Below are 16209 nucleotides of genomic sequence, written 5' to 3'. Positions count from 1 at the left end.
AGGGGCGACTAACCGGCAACCCGAAGAGAGGGATCTACTACCACCATGACGAAACGCCTGCTGCTCGCCCTCGCCGCCATGGTCGCGGTTCTGGTCCCGGCCGCTCCGGCCTGGGCGCACAACGCGCTCGCCGACGCCTCCCCCGCCAAGAACGCGACGCTGAAGAAGGCGCCGGCCGAGGTCGAGCTCCGGTTCCTGGAGTCACTCGACGCGGACTCGACGAAGCTGACGGTGAAGGGCGCGTCGGTCTCCGAGCCGACGGTCAAGGGCGCCACGGTCAGCGTCACGTTCACCGAGCCGCCGGCGAACGGCGAGTACACCGTCGAGTACCAGGTGAAGTCGACCGACGGCCACACCACCAAGGGCTCCTACACGTTCACCGTCGCCGCGCCCGTCCCCCGCACCTCGCCGTCCCCTTCCTCGGAGGCGTCCTCTCCCGCACCGGTGGCGACATCGACCGCCGAGACACTGCTCGCCGACGACTCCGGCCCGTCCGACCGGTCCAACGCCGGCGGCTCCGGCCTGGGTCTCGGGCTCGCCGCGGGCATCGGGATCCTCGCGCTCGCCGGTGCCGCGGGCTTCGTGCTCTATCGGCGGCGCGCCGCGAGCAAGTGACGCGAGGGGGCCGGTCCGCGTGGACGCGGCCCCCTATCATCGCCCGGTGACGGTCGATACGGTTCGTGGCGGGGTGCCCGAGAACGGGCGGATCCCGAAGCACTACGTGATCAAGAACCGGTTGATCGAGCTGCTGGCCGAGCTCGGTGAGGGCGGACTGCTGCCCGCCGAGCGCGACCTGGCCGCGGCGTACGGGGTGGCCCGCTCCACGCTGCGGCAGGCGATCAGCGAGCTGACCATGGAGGGGCGGCTCCAGGCGTACCGCGGCCGGGGCACCTTCGTGGCGCCGCCGAAGCTGATCCAGCCGCTGGCGCTGCACAGCTACACCGAGGCGCTGCGCGAGATGGGCCGCCGCCCGAGCCGCCGGGTGATCACCGTGGAGACCGTCGCGGCCGGGGAGCGGCACTCGGCGGATCTCGCGATCGACCCGTCCGCCGAGGTGCTGCACCTGGAGCGGGTGCTGCTCGTGGACGGCGAGCCGCTCGGACTGGAGAGCACGTACATGCCGGCCGCGCGGTTCCCCGGCCTGATGGACGGCTTCGACGCCACCGGATCGCTCTACCAGCACGTCGTCGAGCGGTACGGCCCGGTCTACGCCACCGCCACCGAGCATATCGAGACCGTCCTGGCCACCCCGCGCGAGGCGATGCTGCTGAGCGCCAACCCGGCCCAGCCGATGATCCTGATGCGCCGCGTCTCCGCCGACCCGCACGGCGCCCCGGTCGAGCGGGCCCGCTCCCTCTACCGCGGCGACCGCATCGGTTTCGTCACCCGCCTCACCGCCTGACACGTCCCGGTTCTGGCTGGTGCTCCGGGGTGTCTCAAGCGGAGCGAGACACCCCGGAGCACCAGCCAGAAGCGCGACCGGCACGCCCCCGCAACCCCGCGGGGGCTTCTTTCTTCGGCCACAGCAGATCTTCGGTGACAGCAGATCTTCGGACACTGTGGATCTTCGGACACTGTGAGATTCGTAAACAGGTGTCGATCCCCTTTACGAGGCTGACACTGCTTGGTAACTTCCTGAAACAAGTTGCAAGGACTTGCAGCAAGAAGTGAGCGGCATCGACGCGCCCACCAGGCCCGCGACGCCGCCGATCGCGCGATCCAGGGATGAAACCCCCATCATCACCCTGGTTGAGGCCCCTGAAAGAACTTTCAGCGCTACCCGTCCTCCCTCTCCTGAACCAGATAGGCGTCCGATGAGAAAACGCACCCGCAGCCTGGTGCTCGGGTCGGTGACCAGCCTCGCGCTGACCGCCGCCACCCTCGCCGGCATCAGCATGGCGACCACGGCCAACGCGGCCGTGACCCTCAACAGCAGCGACGTGACCGCGAACCTCTGGGAGTGGAACTTCGACTCCGTCTCCGCGGCCTGCACCAACCAGCTCGGCCCGGCCGGGTACGGCGCGGTCCAGGTGGCCCCGCCCGCCGAGTCGGTCAGCCTCGCCTCCAGCAGCGACGGCGCCCACCCGTGGTGGGAGGTGTACCAGCCGGTGTCGTACAACATCAGCGGGCGACTGGGCACCGAGTCCGAGTTCACCAGCATGGTCACCGCCTGCCACAACGCCGGTGTCCGGGTCTACGTGGACGCGGTCGTCAACCACATGGCGGGCGCGAACAACACGCTGACCACCACGTACGGCGGGTCGACGTACAGCCCGACCGGGTACACCTACCCGTCGGTGCCCTACGTCTACGACGACTTCCACCACGCGAACGACGGATACTGCTCGGACGACGACGCGGTGATCGACGACTGGAACAACGCGTCCGAAGTCCAGAACTGCATGCTGCTGTCGCTTTCGGACCTCAAGACCCAGAGCTCCACGGTACGGGCGAAGATCGCCGCCTACCTGAACAAGCTGATCGGCTTCGGGGTCGACGGTTTCCGGGTGGACGCCGCCAAGCACATCGCGCAGGACGACTTCACCTCGCTGCGCGCCCTGCTCAACACCACCACGGCCGAGGGCAAGGCGCCGTACATCGCCCAGGAGGTCTTCCCGGGCTCGTCGAACAGCTCGCTGATCCCGTCGGCGTTCACCTCCAACGGTGACGTGCTCGGGTTCTCGTACGCGTACGGGCTGAAGACGCAGTTCAACAACGGCACGCTGTCGAACCTCTCCGGCATCCCGTCGTGGAGCCTGGACGCGTCGAGCGACCTGACCGCCGCCATGGTCACCAACCACGACCTGGAGCGCGACGGCAGCACGCTGCGCTACCAGGACGGCGCCCCGTACGTGCTGGCCAACTACTTCATCCTGGCCTACCCGTACGGCCAGCCGTTCATCTACGACGGCTTCGCCTTCTCCACCTCGGCGGTCGGCGCGTCCCCGCCCGCCGACTCCAGCGGCTACGTCACCGACAGCAGCTGCTCGGACGGCAAGTGGCAGTGCATCACCCAGTCCACCGGCGTCAAGGGCATGGTCGGCTGGCACAACGCCACCCAGTCGGTCACCACGGTCTCGAACTGGACGAACACCGCCAGCAATGTGATCGGTTTCAGCCGCGGCTCGCTCGGCTGGTTCGGCCTCAACCGCTCCGGCAGCGCCTCCACCGCGACGTACACCACCGGCCTGGCCGACGGCACCTACTGCGACCGGATCACCGGCGGTGCCAGCAGCGGCGGCTGCACCGGCACCTCGATCACCGTCTCCGGTGGCACCGCGTCGGTCACCATCCCGGCCAACGGCGCGGTGGCGATCGACGTGAACGCCAAGTCCGGCTCCGGCTCGACCACCAGCGCGACCCCGACCACCAGCGCCAGCACGTCCACGTCGGCCAGCCCGAGCGCGTCGGTCAGCACCAGCGCCAGCACCTCGGCGAGCCCCACCAGCACCACCGGCACCGTCCAGGCGACCTTCAACGTGTACGCCACCACCACGACCGGCACCAGCGTCTACGTGGTCGGGTCCAACACCGCCCTGGGGAGCTGGGACACCTCGAAGGCGGTCGCGCTCTCGTCCAGCGGATACCCGATCTGGTCCTCCACGATCGCGGTGCCGTCCGGGTCGAGCTTCGAGTACAAGTACCTCAAGAAGGACTCCTCCGGGAACGTCACCTGGGAGAGCAACGCCAACCGCGCGGTGACCACCGGCACCTCGGCGGTCACGTACAACAACAGCTTCAACGTCGCGAACGCCGGCGCCACCTCGGTGACCTTCAACGAGTACGCGACCACCACGACCGGCACCAACGTCTACGTGGTCGGCTCGATCGCCTCGCTGGGCGCCTGGAACACCGCGGACGCCATCCCGCTCTCCTCGGCGGCGTACCCGACCTGGAGCAAGGCCGTGATCGTCCCGCAGAGCACCAGCTTCGAGTACAAGTACCTCAAGAAGGACTCCGCCGGGACCGTGACCTGGGAGTCCGGCAGCAACCGGACGTACACGACGGGCACCGCGACGTCGTACACCACCAGCGACACCTGGAAATGACCTGCTGAACCGGAGGGCCCGCACATCGGTGCGGGCCCTCCGTCGTTGATCACGGGCCACCCTGCGGCGGTGCCCGCACGGCGAGACCGTGGATCCACGGATCGGTGGCGGCGGATCTCGCGGAGTCCTTCCAGCCGACTCCGGCAGGCCACGGCGCGTACACGAAAAGGTTGAGGAAATCGACCGGCTGACGCCGCCCCCACAAGATCGAGTAACAGGAACCTGCGTCAAGATTGTTCACGTGAGTGACAGTGACACCCCGCCACGGCGGCGCGACGCGGCGCGAACCCGGCAACTCCTCCTCGACGTGGCCTCCCGGCGGTTCGCGACCATCGGTTACTCGGCCACCACCGTGCGGGAGATAGCCGACGAGGCCGGGGTCAACGTCGCGCTGATCAACCGGTACTTCGTCTCGAAGGAGGGGCTCTACGAGGCCGCGCTGCAGGCCGGTTTCGCGGGCCTGCGCGAGGCTGCCGGGGAGGATGTCACGCCGCGGACGGTGCCGGAGACGATAGCCGGGATGATCGCCTGGCAGACCACGGTGGAGGGACCGGACCGCGGGCTGCTGCTGCTCCTGCGGCCGGCCGGCGACGAGAAGACCGACCGGATCCGGCTGCGCTATCTGGGCCTCTTCGGTCAGAAGCTCGGCACCGCGGCGGAGCGGCTGGGCAGCCGGCCGGACGTGCTGCGGGCGCAGATCGCGCTCGCCGTCTCGATCGGCATCACGCTGCTGCGCACCAGCGCCCTGGAGCCGCTCGCCTCGGCGACCGCGGAGGACCTGGCCGGGCCGGTCCGCGACATCCTCTCCGCCCTGATGCGCCCGCCGGCGGCGCCCGCCTGAACCGCCGCGGCCCGGGAGGCCGCACGAGGCCGCGAGGCCGGCGCGGTGGGACCGCCGGCACGGCGTCACGTCAGCCGGACCGGCACCACCTCCGGGGCACCCAGCCGGGCCGCGTCGGCGGTCTCGTCGTCCTGCTGCTCCTGGGAGGCGCGCTCGGCCTCGACGCGCAGGCGGTAGTGCTCCACCTCGCGGTCGCGCTGCTCGGGTGTCCACCCGAGCACGCGGCCCATCAGCGCGGCGGCCTCGGGCGCGGCGACCGTGCCGCGGTCGAAGGTCTCGATCGAGATCCGGGTACGGCGGGTGAGCACGTCCTCCAGGTGGCGGGCGCCCTCGGCCGCCGCCGCGTAGACGACCTCGGCACGCAGGTAGTCGTCGGCGCCGTCCAGGGGCTCCTTCAGCGAGGGATCGTCGTGGATCAGGGTCAGCAGCTCGTGGATCAGTGATCCGTATCGGCCGAGAAGGTGCTCGATGCGGGCCACGTGCAGGCCGGACCCGCGCGCGATGAGGCCGCGGCGGTTCCAGAGCGCGGGGTAGCCCTCGGCACCGGCCAGTGGGATCCGGTCGGTCACCGACGGCGGCACCGCTCGCGCCAGGTTGAAGGCACAGGCGTCGACCGCGTCCTTCGCCATCACGCGATAGGTCGTGTATTTTCCGCCGGCCACCACGACCAGACCCGGCACCGGGCTGCCGACCGAGTGCTCGCGGGAGAGCTTCGAGGTGGACTCGGACTCGCCGGAGAGCAGCGGCCGCAGCCCGGCGTAGACGCCCTCCACGTCGGCCCGGACCAGCGGTGTGGAGAGCACCCTGTTCACCGCGGTGAGCAGGTAGTCGATGTCCTTGCTGGACGCCGCGGGATGCGCCTTGTCCAGCGCCCAGTCGGTGTCGGTGGTGCCGACGATCCAGTGGCGGCCCCACGGGATCACGAAGAGCACGCTGGTCGCGGTCCGCAGGATCAGCCCGGTCGAGGACTGGATCCGGTCCCGCGGCACCACCAGGTGGATGCCCTTGGAGGCGCGGACGTGGAACTGGCCCCGCGACCCGGCGAGCGCCTGGGTGTCGTCGGTCCAGACCCCGGTCGCGTTGATCACCTGCTGGGCGCGGACCTCGATCGTCCGGTCGTGCTCCAGGTCGTGCGCGCGGACGCCGGTGACCCGCTCGCCCTCGCGGAGCAGGCCGACCACCCGGACCCGGTTGGCGACGTGCGCGCCGTACGACGCGGCGGTGCGGGCCAGGAACATCGTGTGCCGGGCGTCGTCCACCTGGGCGTCGTAGTACTGCAGGGCCCCGACCAGGGCGTCGCCGCGCAGCGCGGGGCAGGCCCGCAGCGCGCCCCGGCGGGTCAGGTGCCGGTGGTGGGGCAGGGTGCCCGGCCAGGACATCGCGTCGTAGAGGGTGACCCCGGCACCGGCGTACAGGCGCTCCCAGCCGCGGTGCTGCAGCGGATAGAGGAACCGGACCGGGCGGGCCAGGTGCGGGGCGAGGCGGGAGAGGATCAGGCCCCGTTCCCGCAGCGCCTCCCGGACCAGCCCGAAGTCGAGCATCTCCAGGTAACGCAGCCCGCCGTGGATCAGCTTGCTGGACCGGCTGGACGTGCCCGAGGCGAAGTCGCGCGCTTCCAGCAGCCCCACGGAGAGACCCCGTGTGACCGCGTCGAGCGCGCAACCCGCCCCGACCACGCCCCCACCGATCACCAGCACGTCGACCTCGGCCCCGTCCAGGGCGGTCAGCGCGGCGTGCCGGGCCTGCGGTGAGAGCACCGTCATCAGTCCACGTCCACCCAGTCGAGGGTTCGCTGCACCGCCTTCTTCCAGCGGCCGTAGCCCTGATCCCGCTGCCCGCCCGACCAGGTCGGCTGCCAGCGCTGCGACTCGTTCCAGTTCTCCCGGAGCTCGTCGGTGGACTTCCAGAAGCCGACCGCGAGGCCGGCCGCGTACGCCGCACCGAGCGCCGTGGTCTCGGCGACCACCGGGCGGCTGACCGGGACGCCGAGCACGTCCGCCTGGATCTGCATGCAGAGGTTGTTGACGGTGATACCGCCGTCCACCTTGAGCACGTCCAGGGTGACCCCGGAGTCCTGCGCCATCGCGTCGACCACGTCCCGGGTCTGGTAGCAGATCGCCTCGAGGGTGGCCCGGGCGATGTGCGCGTCGGTGTTGAACCGGGAGAGCCCGACGATCGCCCCGCGCGCGTCGGAACGCCAGTACGGCGCGAAGAGCCCGGAGAACGCCGGCACGAAGTAGACACCGCCGCTGTCCGGCACCGAGGCGGCCAGGGTCTCGCTCTCCCCGGCCGACTTGATGACGTGCAGCTGGTCGCGGAGCCACTGCACGGCCGAGCCGGTGACCGCGATCGAGCCCTCCAGGGCGTAGACCGGGGCCGCGTCGCCGAACTGGTAGCAGACCGTGGTGAGCAGGCCGTTCTCCGAGCGCACCAGGTTGGTCCCGGTGTTCAGCAGCATGAAGTTGCCGGTGCCGTACGTGTTCTTGGCCTCGCCCGGGCTGAAGCAGACCTGGCCGACGGTGGCCGCCTGCTGGTCGCCGAGGTCACCGGTGAGCGGCACGATCCCGCCGAGCGGCCCGTTGACGCGCGCCTCGCCGTAGCCGTTCGGGTCGGACGAGGGCCGGATCTCCGGGAGCATCTGCCGCGGGATGCCGAAGTAGGACAACAGCTCGTCGTCCCAGTCGAGCGTCTCCAGGTTCATCAGCATGGTGCGGCTCGCGTTGGTCACGTCGGTGACGTGGTTGCCGCGGGTGATGTTCCAGAGCAGCCAGCTGTCGGTGTTGCCGAAGAGCGCGTCGCCGCGCTCGGCGGCCTCCCGGACCCCGTCGACGTTCTCCAGGATCCACTGGATCTTGCCACCGGAGAAGTAGGTCGCCGGTGGCAGCCCGGCCTTGCGGCGGATCACCTGGCCGCGCTCGTCCCGGTCCAGCGCCGAGGCGATCCGGTCGGTCCGGGTGTCCTGCCAGACGATCGCGTTGTAGTACGGCCGCCCGGTGCGCCGGTCCCACACCACCGTGGTCTCGCGCTGGTTGGTGATACCCACCGCCGCGAGATCAGAAGCGGACAGGTTCGCCTTCTGCATCGCGGTGCGGACCACCGCGACGGTGCGTTCCCAGATCTCGATCGGGTTGTGCTCGACCCAGCCCGCCTGCGGCAGGATCTGCTCGTGTTCGAGCTGGTGGCGGGCGACCTCGTTGCCGCCGTGGTCGAAGATCATGAAACGCGTGCTGGTGGTGCCCTGGTCCACGGCACCCACGAAGTCAGCCACGGTTCGCCTCCAAGCTCTCACGCGCCGCCGGAACCTCGCCCACCTCTTGGGGCTCGTCCGTCGGCAGGAATCGTCCGATCAGAGTCTGGTACAGACCGGCGCCCAGGACACCACCGATGAGGGGTCCGACGATGGGTATCCAGAAGTAGAGGTACCCGTTCTGGTCCCGGAACGCGGTGTCGTACCCGGTCAGGAAGCTCGCCAGCCGGGGCCCGAAGTCGCGGGCCGGGTTGATCGCGTAGCCCGCGTCGGTGCCCCAGGCCATCCCGATCCCGACGATCAGCAGGCCGACCACGACCGGGCCGAGGTTGGCGGCGGGCGCGTTGTTGGCCACGTCGGTGAGCGCCAGGATCACGAAGAGCAGGATCGCGGTACCGATGATCTGATCGCGGAACGCACCCCACTCGCCGACCGGCAGGCTCCCGTTGCCGGGCAGCGTGGAGAAGACGCCCTGGGTCTTGATGGTCAGCCCGGGGTCCGCCGCGTTCAGGACCTCGGAGTAGTTCCAGCGCACCAGCAGCGCGGCGACGAACGCGCCGAGGAACTGGGCGATCGAGTAGGGCAGGACCTTGCGCCATGAGAAGCCCTTGAAGACCGCGAGCGCGACGGTCACCGCCGGATTGAGGTGGGCGCCACTGATGCGCGCCGCGACGTAGACGCCGAGGGTGACGCCCAGGCCCCAGGCCCAGGCGATGCTGTCGTGGTCGCCGATGCCACCGGCCACGACCTGCGCAACAACCCCAACGCCGAACAGAATGAGGATCAACGTGCCGGCGAACTCGGCCGCGAGCTCACCGACCAAACCCGGAACCTTCAGTCGTGCAGCCATGCCCCGGACGCTATGAACGTCGATGGGCCGGAGCAACGAACGGCGGTCGACATTGTCGAACATCAATCACGGCGGGTCGTCGCACAGTCGCATAGAGTCCGAAACATGCCGGGAACAGTGCAGTCCATCGAGCGAGCGGCCGCGATCCTGCGGATGCTGGCCGGCGGACCGGGCCGCCTCGGGCTCAGCGAGATCGCGCGCGCCCTGGATCTGGCCAAGGGCACCACCCACGGGATCCTGCGCACGCTGCAGGGCGTCGGCTTCGTCGAACAGGACCGGACCTCCGGGCAGTACCAGCTCGGCGCGGCCCTGCTGCACCTGGGCACCAGCTACCTGGACATCAACGAGCTGCGGTCCCGCTCGATCAACTGGGCCGATCCACTCGCGGCGAACAGCGGTGAGGCGGTCCGGATCGGCACCGTGCTGGAGGGCGAGGTCCTGGTCGTGCACCACGTGTTCCGGCCGGACGACACGTTCCAGACACTCGACGTGGGAACCCTGTTACCCCTGCACGCCACGGCGCTGGGCAAGGTCCTGCTGGCGTACCGGGCGGGTGGCGCGACGGTGCGGAGCGAGCTCACGGCGTACACGAGGAAGACGTTGATCGGAAGACGGGAGCTGACCGCCGGACTGGAGCAGGTCCGGGAGCAGGGATTCGCGGCCGACATCGAGGAGCTGACGCTCGGGCAGGCGGCGGTGGCGGCGCCGATCCGCAGCTACGGCGGGCTGGTGATCGGCGCGATCGGGGTGTCCGGGCCGGTGGAACGCCTCTGCGACAGCCACTACCGGCCACGACCGCACCTGATCACCTGCGTGCGGGACGCCGCACGCGCCATCTCCAGGGACTTGGGGGCCACCCGATGACCGAGAAGTACGTGGTCGCGATCGATCAGGGCACCACCTCGACCCGATGCATCGTCTTCGACCGCCGGGGACAGCTGGTCTCGATGGCGCAACAGGAGCACCGGCAGTACTTCCCGAGACCGGGCTGGGCCGAGCACGACGCCATGGAGATCTGGCGGAACGTCGAGCGCCTCGCGCCCCGGGCCCTGCGGCAGGCCGGGGTCACGCTGGACCAGGTGGCGGCGGTCGGGATCGCGAACCAGCGCGAGACGACGGTGATCTGGGACAAGCACACCGGTGTGCCGGCCGGACGCGCGATCACCTGGCAGGACACCCGGACGTCGTCGCTGGTGCACGCCCTGTCGGAGAACTCCGCCGACGTCTCGGAGATCTCCGGCCTGCCGCTCATGACCTACTTCTCCGGTCCGCGCCTGCGCTGGATGCTGGACCAGACACCCGGGCTGCACCAGCGGGCGGCGCGCGGCGAACTGCTCTGCGGAACCATGGAGACCTGGCTGATCTGGAACCTCACCGGCGGCCGGCGGCACGTCACCGACGTGACCAACGCGAGCCGGACCATGCTGCTCGACATCCACTCCCTGGACTGGTCCTCGAAGGCGATCGACTTCTTCGGGATACCCCACGCGATGCTGCCGGAGGTGCGGCCGTCGATCGGCGACTTCGGCACCGCTTCCCACGCCTTTCCCGGGGTACGCATCGGAGCCGCCCTCGGCGACCAGCAGGCGGCCCTGTTCGGGCAGACCTGCTTCACGGCGGGCGAGGCGAAGTGCACCTACGGGACCGGGAGCTTCCTGCTGCTGAACACCGGCCCGGAGCTCGTCGCGTCGAACAACGGGCTGCTCAGCACCGTGGCGTACCAGATCGCCGGGTCACCCGCCGCCTATGCGCTCGAGGGCTCGATCGCGATCACCGGGTCGCTGGTCCAGTGGTTCCGCGACCAGCTGGAGCTGATCTCCAGCGCGCCGGAGATCGAGACGCTCGCCCGGACCGTGACCGACAACGGCGGGTGCTACATCGTGCCGGCGTTCTCCGGGCTGTACGCCCCGCACTGGCGGTCCGAGGCCCGTGGCGTGATCGTAGGGCTGACGTCGTACATCACCAAGGGGCACCTGGCCCGCGCCGTGCTGGAGGCGACCGCCTGGCAGACCCGCGAGGTGGTGGACGCGATGAACGCGAACTCCGGCCTGGGGCTGAGCACACTCAAGGTGGACGGCGGGATGACGGCGGACAACCTGCTGATGCAGATGATCGCGGACGTGCTGGACGTGCCGCTGGTCCGGCCGCTCGCCGTCGAGACGGTGTCGCTGGGCGCGGCGTACGCGGCGGGGCTGGCCGTCGGGTACTGGCCCGACCTGGACGGGCTACGGCGCAACTGGCACATCGCCGGCCAGTGGATGCCGGCCATGGACCCGGGCATCCGGGCAGCCGAGTACGCCAACTGGCGACGCGCCGTCGAGCGGACCTTCGACTGGATCCAGCCCGCCTGATCTTTTCGCTCGTGGATAACTTGCCGCGTTCTTCCGGCCGCAACACTCTGGAAATCGGCGCCGCCGCACCCTAACCTCGCTCTACCTGCGAGTAACCGACCCGTGCCGCAGTGAACCGGTAACGCCCTGCCCCACGTTGTCATGGTCAACTTCAACCGGGAGTCAACGATGATCATCGGTATACCGCGAGACCCGCAACCGGGTGAGCGGCGAGTGGCGGCGACACCCGCCACTGTGGCGGAGTTGGTCAAGCTCGGGTACGGCGTGGTGGTGGAGTCCGGAGCGGGCGCCGAGTCCGCGTTCTCCGACGAGTCCTACGCCGGCGCCGGGGCGACGATCGGCGACCCGTACACCGCCGACATCCTCTTCGCCATCAACCCGCCGCCGCTGGAGCGGCTCGCCGACGGCGCCACCCTGATCGGCATGCTCAACCCGAGGCTCGACCCGGAGCTGGTCGAGGAGCTCGCCAAACGGCCGATCACCGCGCTCTCGATGGACGCGGTGCCGCGGATCTCCCGGGCGCAGTCGCTCGACGTGCTCTCCTCGATGGCGAACATCGCCGGGTACCGCGCGGTGGTCGAGGCGGCGCACGCCTTCGGCCGGTTCTTCACCGGCCAGGTGACCGCGGCGGGCAAGGTGCCACCGGCCAAGGTGCTGGTCGCCGGTGCCGGGGTGGCCGGGCTCGCGGCGATCGGCGCGGCGGGCAGCCTCGGCGCGATCGTACGGGCCACCGACCCGCGCCCCGAGGTGGCCGACCAGGTCCGCTCGCTCGGCGGCGAGTACCTGTCGATCGAGGCGGCCGACGTGGAGGTCTCCGCCACCGGGTACGCCAAGGAGATGTCCGACGACTACAACGACCGGGCGGCCCGGCTCTACGCCGCGCAGGCCACCGAGGTCGACATCGTCATCACCACCGCGCTGATCCCCGGGAGGCCCGCGCCGACGCTGATCACCGCGCCGATGGTGGCGAGCATGAAGCCGGGCAGCGTGATCGTCGACATGGCCGCCGCGAACGGCGGGAACGTCGAGGGCACCGTCCCCGGCGAGGTGGTGGTCACCGCGAACGGGGTGACCGTCATCGGCTACACCGACCTGCCCAGCCGGCTGCCCGCGCAGGCCTCCCAGCTGTACGGCACCAACCTGGTCAACCTGATGAAGCTGATGACGCCGGAGAAGGACGGGCAGCTGGTCCTCGACTTCGAGGACGTGGTGCAGCGCTCGATGACCGTGGTCCGGGACGGCGGGCTGACCTGGCCGCCGCCTCCGGTCGCGGTCTCCGCGGCCCCGGTGGCCGCCGCCGTCGCCGCGCCGGTCGTCACCGTTTCACCCGTCAAGAGAAGCCCGCTCCCCGTCATCGGCGCCGGGGCCGCCGCGCTCTTCCTGCTCGCCGCGCTGGCACCGGCCGCGCTCCGCGGCCACCTCACCGTCTTCGCGCTCGCCATCGTCATCGGCTACTACGTGATCGGGCACGTGCACCACGCGCTGCACACGCCGCTGATGTCGGTCACCAACGCGATCTCCGGGATCATCGTGGTCGGCGCCCTGCTGCAACTCGGCCACGGCGACGCGGCCGTCACCGCGCTGGCCTTCACCGCCGTGCTGCTGGCCAGCATCAACGTCTTCGGCGGCTTCGCGGTGACCCGCCGCATGCTCGCCATGTTCTCGAGGAGCTGACCGTGTCCGTGGAAACCGCCGCGCAGGCGGCCTACCTCGTCGCCGCCCTGCTCTTCATCCTGGCGCTGGCCGGCCTCTCCCGGCACGAGACCGCGAGGGCCGGGAACGCGTTCGGCATCGCCGGCATGACCGTGGCCCTGGTCGCCACGGTGGCGCTCGCCGTCACCCGCGACATGAGCTCCACCGGGCTGATCCTGCTGGTGGTGGCCACCCTGATCGGCGCGGCCGTCGGCCTGTACCGGGCGAGCCGGGTGGAGATGACCGGGATGCCGGAGCTGATCGCGCTGCTGCACAGCTTCGTCGGCCTCGCCGCCGTGCTGGTCGGCTGGAACGGCTACCTGCACGTCGAGGCGGACCTCTCCGGCAGCGAGGCGGCGCTGCTCGACGGGCAGGGCATGCTCGGCATCCACAGCGCCGAGGTGGTGATCGGCGTCTTCATCGGCGCGGTCACCTTCACCGGGTCGATCGTGGCGTTCCTCAAGCTCTCCGCCCGGATCAGGTCGAACCCGCTGATGCTGCCGGGCAAGAACCTCATCAACGTCGGCGTCCTGGTGGCCTTCGTCCTCCTCACGGCGTGGTTCGTGATCAGCCCGCGGCTCTGGCTGCTCGGCGTGGTCACCGGGCTCGCGCTGCTGCTCGGCTGGCACCTGGTCGCGTCGATCGGCGGCGGCGACATGCCGGTCGTGGTGTCGATGCTGAACAGCTACTCCGGGTGGGCGGCCGCCGCGGCGGGCTTCCTCCTCGAGAACGACCTGCTGATCGTGGTCGGGGCACTGGTCGGGTCCTCGGGTGCGTACCTGTCGTACATCATGTGCAAGGCGATGAACCGGTCCTTCCTCTCGGTGATCGCCGGCGGGTTCGGGATCGAGGCCGGGCCCGCGGACGACAGGGACTACGGCGAGCACCGGGAGATCACCGCGGAGGGGGTGGCCGACCTGCTCACCACGGCCTCCTCGGTGATCATCACGCCCGGGTACGGGATGGCGGTGGCACAGGCCCAGCACGGGGTCGCCGAGCTGACCCGGGTGCTGCGCGATCGCGGTGTCGAGGTCCGCTTCGGCATCCACCCGGTCGCCGGCCGCCTGCCGGGGCACATGAACGTGCTGCTCGCGGAGGCGCGGGTGCCCTACGACATCGTCTGCGAGATGGACGAGATCAACGACGACTTCCCCGGTACGTCGGTGGTGCTGGTCATCGGCGCCAACGACACGGTCAACCCGGCGGCGACCGAGGACCCGGCCAGCCCGATCGCGGGCATGCCGGTGCTGAAGGTCTGGGAGGCGGACGACGTGATCGTCTTCAAGCGCTCGATGGCGTCGGGGTACGCGGGGGTGCAGAACCCGCTCTTCTTCCGCGAGAACTGCGCCATGCTCTTCGGCGACGCCAAGGAGCGCGTCGACGACATCCTGCGCGCGGTCACCACCTCCGCCCGCGTCTGACCAGGCGTCTCCCTCCACCGAGCGGTTTTCCCCGGCCATGTCAGCGGTAACGCCGCTGACATGGCCGTCTGCATCTCCATCACACTGGACGACGAACTCGCTGCGGAGCTCGATGTCGCCGCCGCCGAGGGCAGCCGATCCGCCTTCGTGGCCGACGCCGTGCGGGAACATCTCGCCCGGCTCGCGGTGGACGACGCGATCGCCTGGCATGCCTCGCTGACCGGGGCGGACGCGGCCGACTTCGCCGATTTCAACGCGGCACGCTGAACCTCTCGGCCTCAGCGGGTAGCTGTGGCGAGGGTGACGGTGCGGTGGGCGTCGCGCCCCGGGACGTCGCGCTCCGTCACGCCCCGACCGTGGCGCCGCGGCCCTCGACGGCGGGATCGCGGACCGCGCGCAGCGCGTGGACGGCGAGCGCGGTCAGCCACGTCCACCAGGTGAGGAGGGCGGCGGCGGGGAGGGCGAGGGCGGTGCACAGGGCGTACGCGACAAGCGCGAAGAGCGAGAGTCGCCGCCACGCGGGACCACCGGTGTGGCGCAGAGTGATCAGGGCGCCGGCGACCGCGAGGACGGCGGTCAGCGAGAAGAGGATGTTGAGCAGGCCGTTGACGCCGCTGCCGGGGTAGGTGGCGGTGGTGTTCGCCGGGAAGACGCCGGCGCCGATCAGCGACACGCCCCAGAGCGCGATGAACGCCGGACCCGGGCCGCGGCCGAGACCGGCGGCCAGCAGGACACTGAGTGCGCCGCACACCAGGAAGGTCACCGCCTGCATCCAGCTGGACGGGCTCAGGGCCGGTGAACGGCCGTGGTGGAGAGTGGGCACGAGCACGACCAGGACGAACAGCGGTCCCGCCGCGGCGCCGGTAAGGAGCAGCCTGTCGGTCCTCATGAACGGACGGTAATCCGGGGGCGGGCATGAACGCCTCCAGCTTTTCCCCTAGGTGGACGGCTCCAGCTCGACCACGGCGGTACGGGACAGCGGGTGGGCGATCAGCGACGCGTACGCGCCGGTCCGGCAGGTGATCACGATCGGGCGAGGCCCGGTGAGGTACTCGCCGAGCCGGGGCATCGCGGCGGGACCGATTCTGTCCAGGCCGTCCAGGATCGGCAGGATGCGCGCGGCGGCCAGCAGCCCGGCGGCGTCGCGGCAGGACGGGTAGGAGCGGGCGATCCGGGTGGCCAGCCAGACGCCGAGCGGCTGGGTCTCCGGCTGCCAGGTGGCGAGGCTCAGCAGCACCGGTACCGGTGCGCCGGGCAGGTCGAGCAGGTCCCGGACCAGGCGGGTGGCGAGCGCGGACTTGCCGGAGCCCGGTGCGCCGAGCACCACCAGGCGGCGGGACGGCAGGGCCAGCAGCGCGCCGGCGAGGTCGGCGGCGGCGCCGCGCAGCCGGAGCCGGAGGGCGCGGCCCGCCGTCCAGTCCGGGCCGAGCACCTCGGCGGCGGGCGCCGCGACCGGCCGGGCGGTGGACGCCCAGCGCGGCGCGACCGGGGCCGCGCCGCGGATCAGGGCCTCGTGCTCCCACTGCTGGGAGACCTCCCTCGCCAGCTCCGCGTCCGCACCCATGACGCCATCGTGCCGACCGGAATCGATCTTCCGATGGCGGGTGCCGCCCGGAGACGGCCGGGCGTGGAGGGCCCTCGCGGGCGGCAACACGTAGCCGACGTGCGCGGCTGCGATCCCGGTGCTCCCGGCGTGGTCGCGTGCCGGGGACACCTCGACGACGGCGGCGCCGGCCAAGTTCACTCCGGCGGGGCGCT

At 70.7% G+C, this 16209-nt stretch carries 14 protein-coding genes; 9 read left to right on the top strand and 5 right to left on the bottom strand.

Going from position 1 to position 16209, the window contains the following annotated elements:
- Window positions 1–45 precede the first annotated feature (45 nt).
- The 4 genes from AB0M08_RS23085 (at window position 46) to AB0M08_RS23070 (ending at window position 4890) form a co-directional block, all read left to right on the top strand.
- Window positions 46–615 (top strand): copper resistance CopC family protein, encoded by a 570-nt coding sequence (locus tag AB0M08_RS23085; RefSeq protein WP_364496683.1) that lies wholly within the window; start codon window positions 46–48, stop codon window positions 613–615.
- Window positions 616–661: 46 nt separating this feature from the next.
- Window positions 662–1402: a GntR family transcriptional regulator gene (locus AB0M08_RS23080; RefSeq protein ID WP_364496680.1), complete on the top strand. Its 741-nt coding sequence runs from the start codon at window positions 662–664 to the stop codon at window positions 1400–1402.
- A 412-nt stretch (window positions 1403–1814) separates the two neighbouring features.
- Complete coding sequence (locus tag AB0M08_RS23075) at window positions 1815–4049, top strand: carbohydrate-binding module family 20 domain-containing protein (RefSeq protein ID WP_364496677.1); 2235 nt, start codon at window positions 1815–1817, stop codon at window positions 4047–4049.
- Between the two features lie 241 nt (window positions 4050–4290).
- The gene (locus AB0M08_RS23070) at window positions 4291–4890 is read left to right on the top strand and encodes a helix-turn-helix domain-containing protein (RefSeq protein ID WP_364496675.1); all 600 of its coding nucleotides are present in this window, start codon (window positions 4291–4293) and stop codon (window positions 4888–4890) included.
- Window positions 4891–4955: 65 nt separating this feature from the next.
- Here the strand turns inward: AB0M08_RS23070 and AB0M08_RS23065 are convergent, their stop codons facing one another.
- From AB0M08_RS23065 to AB0M08_RS23055, 3 genes are read right to left on the bottom strand one after another with little or no spacing between them, the layout of a single operon-like run.
- Entirely contained in the window at window positions 4956–6653 is a 1698-nt protein-coding gene (locus AB0M08_RS23065; RefSeq protein WP_364496673.1) for a glycerol-3-phosphate dehydrogenase/oxidase, read from the bottom strand.
- On the bottom strand, window positions 6653–8158 hold the full coding sequence (glpK, locus tag AB0M08_RS23060; protein ID WP_364496670.1) for a glycerol kinase GlpK: 1506 nt from the start codon (window positions 8156–8158) through the stop codon (window positions 6653–6655). Before glpK (AB0M08_RS23060) ends, AB0M08_RS23065 begins: the two co-directional genes overlap by 1 nt.
- Complete coding sequence (locus tag AB0M08_RS23055) at window positions 8151–8987, bottom strand: MIP/aquaporin family protein (RefSeq protein WP_364496667.1); 837 nt, start codon at window positions 8985–8987, stop codon at window positions 8151–8153. The genes glpK (AB0M08_RS23060) and AB0M08_RS23055 overlap by 8 nt, the downstream gene beginning before the upstream one ends.
- A gap of 105 nt (window positions 8988–9092) precedes the next feature.
- Here AB0M08_RS23055 and AB0M08_RS23050 point away from each other — a divergent pair, with 105 nt between their 5' ends.
- The 5 genes from AB0M08_RS23050 (at window position 9093) to AB0M08_RS23030 (ending at window position 14718) form a co-directional block, all read left to right on the top strand.
- Window positions 9093–9851: an IclR family transcriptional regulator gene (locus AB0M08_RS23050; protein ID WP_364496664.1), complete on the top strand. Its 759-nt coding sequence runs from the start codon at window positions 9093–9095 to the stop codon at window positions 9849–9851.
- Window positions 9848–11338 carry a glycerol kinase GlpK gene (glpK, locus tag AB0M08_RS23045; RefSeq protein WP_364496661.1) on the top strand — a complete coding sequence of 497 codons (1491 nt, stop codon included), beginning with the start codon at window positions 9848–9850 and terminating at the stop codon, window positions 11336–11338. Before AB0M08_RS23050 ends, glpK (AB0M08_RS23045) begins: the two co-directional genes overlap by 4 nt.
- A gap of 141 nt (window positions 11339–11479) precedes the next feature.
- The gene (locus AB0M08_RS23040) at window positions 11480–13012 is read left to right on the top strand and encodes a Re/Si-specific NAD(P)(+) transhydrogenase subunit alpha (protein WP_364496658.1); all 1533 of its coding nucleotides are present in this window, start codon (window positions 11480–11482) and stop codon (window positions 13010–13012) included.
- 2 nt (window positions 13013–13014) lie between these two features.
- A complete protein-coding gene (gene pntB / locus AB0M08_RS23035) occupies window positions 13015–14451 on the top strand; it encodes a Re/Si-specific NAD(P)(+) transhydrogenase subunit beta (RefSeq protein ID WP_364496655.1) in 1437 nt (478 codons plus the stop codon).
- A gap of 60 nt (window positions 14452–14511) precedes the next feature.
- Window positions 14512–14718, top strand: coding sequence for a ribbon-helix-helix domain-containing protein (locus AB0M08_RS23030; RefSeq protein WP_364496652.1), 207 nt, complete (start codon window positions 14512–14514; stop codon window positions 14716–14718).
- A 76-nt stretch (window positions 14719–14794) separates the two neighbouring features.
- On the opposite strand, the gene AB0M08_RS23025 is transcribed toward AB0M08_RS23030, so the two are convergent.
- Together AB0M08_RS23025 and AB0M08_RS23020 are read right to left on the bottom strand one after the other, a co-directional pair.
- Window positions 14795–15340 carry a DUF998 domain-containing protein gene (locus tag AB0M08_RS23025; RefSeq protein WP_364496649.1) on the bottom strand — a complete coding sequence of 182 codons (546 nt, stop codon included), beginning with the start codon at window positions 15338–15340 and terminating at the stop codon, window positions 14795–14797.
- Between the two features lie 48 nt (window positions 15341–15388).
- Window positions 15389–16015: an NACHT domain-containing protein gene (locus tag AB0M08_RS23020; protein ID WP_364496646.1), complete on the bottom strand. Its 627-nt coding sequence runs from the start codon at window positions 16013–16015 to the stop codon at window positions 15389–15391.
- Window positions 16016–16209: the final 194 nt, after the last annotated feature.

Origin of the sequence: Actinoplanes sp. NPDC051851, assembly GCF_040681165.1 — a bacterium.
GTDB lineage: Bacteria > Actinomycetota > Actinomycetes > Mycobacteriales > Micromonosporaceae > Actinoplanes.
Note: the sequence above shows the minus strand (reverse complement) of the source record. Positions and strands in the feature narration are given on the sequence as shown.